General features: G+C 29.7%; 2 protein-coding genes. Both read left to right on the forward strand.

Features of this window, described 5'->3' with window-relative positions; translation table 11 throughout:
• The first annotated feature begins 241 nt into the window (after nucleotides 1-241).
• Entirely contained in the window at nucleotides 242-1,255 is a 1,014-nt protein-coding gene (gene gap / locus LJD34_RS15645) for a type I glyceraldehyde-3-phosphate dehydrogenase (protein ID WP_022001253.1), read from the forward strand.
• A gap of 369 nt (nucleotides 1,256-1,624) precedes the next feature.
• Nucleotides 1,625-2,638 carry a MerR family transcriptional regulator gene (locus LJD34_RS15650; protein ID WP_227360334.1) on the forward strand — a complete coding sequence of 338 codons (1,014 nt, stop codon included), beginning with the start codon at nucleotides 1,625-1,627 and terminating at the stop codon, nucleotides 2,636-2,638.
• Nucleotides 2,639-3,030 lie beyond the last annotated feature (392 nt).

The following is a 3,030-nucleotide window of genomic DNA, read 5'->3' on the forward strand; positions in this document are numbered from 1 at the left end:
AAGAAATGGTTTAAATGTAGTTCTAAAAAATATAGTGATAACTTCTAAAGACGGGTTTTTTAAAAAAATAGTAGAAAATAGTGTAAGCGCTAACGATATGATGAAATGGGAATTATTAGAAAAATAAAGGAAAAATTAATGCATCTTATACAAGAAATCAACGTTGTAATAGTTGCTTTTGTGAAGTTTTTGACTTATAATAATGGCATAAAAGCTATTTACAAGGAGGAATATTAATAAAATGGCAGTAAAAGTAGCAATTAACGGATTTGGACGTATCGGACGTCTAGCATTCAGACAAATGTTTAATGCAGAAGGATATGAAGTTGTAGCAATCAACGATTTAACTAATCCTAAAATGTTAGCACACTTATTAAAATATGATTCAGCACAAGGTAAATATGCATTAGCTGATACAGTAGAAGCTGGTGAAGATTCAATCACAGTTGATGGAAAAGAAATCAAAATCTACGCTAAAGCTAACGCAGCTGAATTACCATGGGGAGAAATCGGTGTAGACGTAGTATTAGAATGTACTGGATTCTATGTATCTAAAGCTAAATCTCAAGCTCATATCGATGCTGGAGCTAAAAAAGTTGTTATCTCAGCACCTGCTGGAAATGACTTACCAACAATCGTATTCGGTGTAAACGAAGGTACTTTAAAAGCTTCTGACACTATCATCTCAGCAGCTTCATGTACAACTAACTGTTTAGCACCAATGGCTAACGCTTTAAATAATTTAGCACCAATCAAATCTGGTATCATGTTAACAGTACATGCTTACACTGGAGATCAAATGGTATTAGATGGACCTCATAGAAAAGGTGACTTAAGAAGAGCTCGTGCAGCTGCAGTTAACATCGTTCCTAACTCAACAGGTGCTGCAAAAGCAATCGGATTAGTAATCCCAGAATTAAATGGTAAATTAATTGGTTCTGCACAACGTGTACCAGTTCCAACTGGATCTACAACTATCTTAACTTCAGTTGTTGAAGGTGAAGTTACAGTTGAAGAAGTAAATGCAGCTATGAAAGCAGCAACTACTCCATCATTCGGATATACTGAAGAACCATTAGTATCTTCTGATATCGTAGGAATCACTTACGGATCATTATTCGATGCAACTCAAACTATGGTTAAACCATTAGACAACGGAACTACAGAAGTTCAAACAGTTGCTTGGTATGACAACGAAAACTCATACACTTCTAACATGGTTAGAACTATTAAATATTTTGCTGAATTAGCTTAATCTAGCGAAAATATGCTAAATAAAAAAGGGTTTCAAGATAGAAGAAGCCCTTTTTTGTTCTTTAACTCGTAAATCAATTTTGATTTACGAGTTTTTTCTTTTATAGAGAATATTTTGTAAAACAATAAAAAACAATAATTCTAATGTATAATTAGATAAATACTATTCTTATTGAAATATATGATTTGTTAATAAGATAAGTGTATTGTTTAAAATATAAAAGAAGTAAAAGATATGTAACTAAGAAAATTTAAAGAGATTGTTATTAAATTTATGTAAATAGAGTATTTTATTGAATTATTTTACAATAAGTATTGACTGTGGAGCCACTCCATAGTGTTCAATGATGTTGAAAGGAGGAAAGGTAATATGAAAACAAATGAATTAGAAAAAGAAATAGGCCTTTCAAAGTATACAATTCGATATTATGAAAAGGAGGGGCTTATTCAACCTAAAAGGGAGGAAAATGGTTATCGTGATTATGATGATGAAACAGTCCAAAAATTGAAAATTATTAAATTTTTGAGAAATCTACAAATTTCTGTTGATGATATCAAGGCGATATTAGAAGGTGAATTGGATTTTAGGCATTGTTTAAAAATCAATCAAGTGAACATGCAAAAACAAATAGAAAGTATGAATGAAATCAAAGATACAATAGATGATTACTATGATAAAGATTTACCTTTAATAGAAGAATTAAGTGAAATTAAAAATAATAATAATAAAATGGGGTTAGGCTTTCGAAAAACTACTTCAACAGTTTCATTAGGGAGAAAAATTACACCAGAACTTGCAAGAAGACAATTAATTATTACTTTTATAGGGGCTATTGTAGTTGCTGGGTCATTTGCTAGAATGCCATATGATTTAGGCAATATGAGAATTTTAGTAGGTATATTATTTTTTATAGTGACATTTATGTTAATGATAGCATTTTCTTTCAAACAAACATCTGCAATGATGTTAGATAATACGCTTAACCAATCTGTAGAGTTTTTAAGTGATGGTATTTACTATTATCAATTTGATGGGCCAATGAACAATTTTAAATATTTCTTTGCAGTTGTTTTTAATAAAAAACATCAATTTATGCATAAATGTTTATATGAAGATATTGAAAAACTTGAAGTTGTAGCTAAGAAAAATTATATGAGTACAGGAAGTCCATTAGCTTATGAAGCTTATGTTTCTGATTTTAATTTCACATTTAAAAATGGACAAACATTTTATTTTTATTGGCCAATGATTTTAAATGATGATGCAAGATATATTGCGATAATTGTAGAAAAGAAAGTAAAACATATTGAAGATCCCTATAATATTCTTTATGCAATGAAACAAGGTATAAATCTTAATGATTATTTAATAGGAAGATTATAATAAAAGTATGCTATAGAAGAGTCGAATTTTAAATTGACTCTTTTGCATTTTTATTAAAAAAACAAATAAAGGGTATATAAAATTTGCTATTTTTGATACTCAAAATAGTTTATAAACACCAAATTATAAAAAAGCATCAAAAAAGACCAATGGAAAAAACATTGATATAAAGGCAGAAAAAGAGGTTAATAGAGAAAAAAATAAAAAAAGGACAAGAAAAAGCTTTACAAAAGGGAGAGAGGATGGTAATATAAATGGGCACTCGACGAGAGAGACGAGTGAGAGGACATTGAAAACTGAACAGGAAAGAATAAAACACAACGTCAATTAAGTTTAAAAAAAAGAGCTAAACAGACCAAAGTTGTCTGAAGAGATAGAAGGACAATGGAGAG

It is taken from the genome of Faecalibacillus sp. MSK20_93 (assembly GCF_020589945.1).
GTDB lineage: Bacteria > Bacillota_I > Bacilli_A > Erysipelotrichales > Coprobacillaceae > Faecalibacillus > Faecalibacillus intestinalis.

What these genes read in the sequence shown, in the direction of transcription:
- gap (WP_022001253.1), top strand. Translation starts at nt 242, where the DNA reads ATGGCAGTAAAAGTAGCAATTAACGGATTTGGACGTATCGGACGTCTA.
- LJD34_RS15650 (WP_227360334.1), top strand. Translation starts at nt 1,625, where the DNA reads ATGAAAACAAATGAATTAGAAAAAGAAATAGGCCTTTCAAAGTATACA.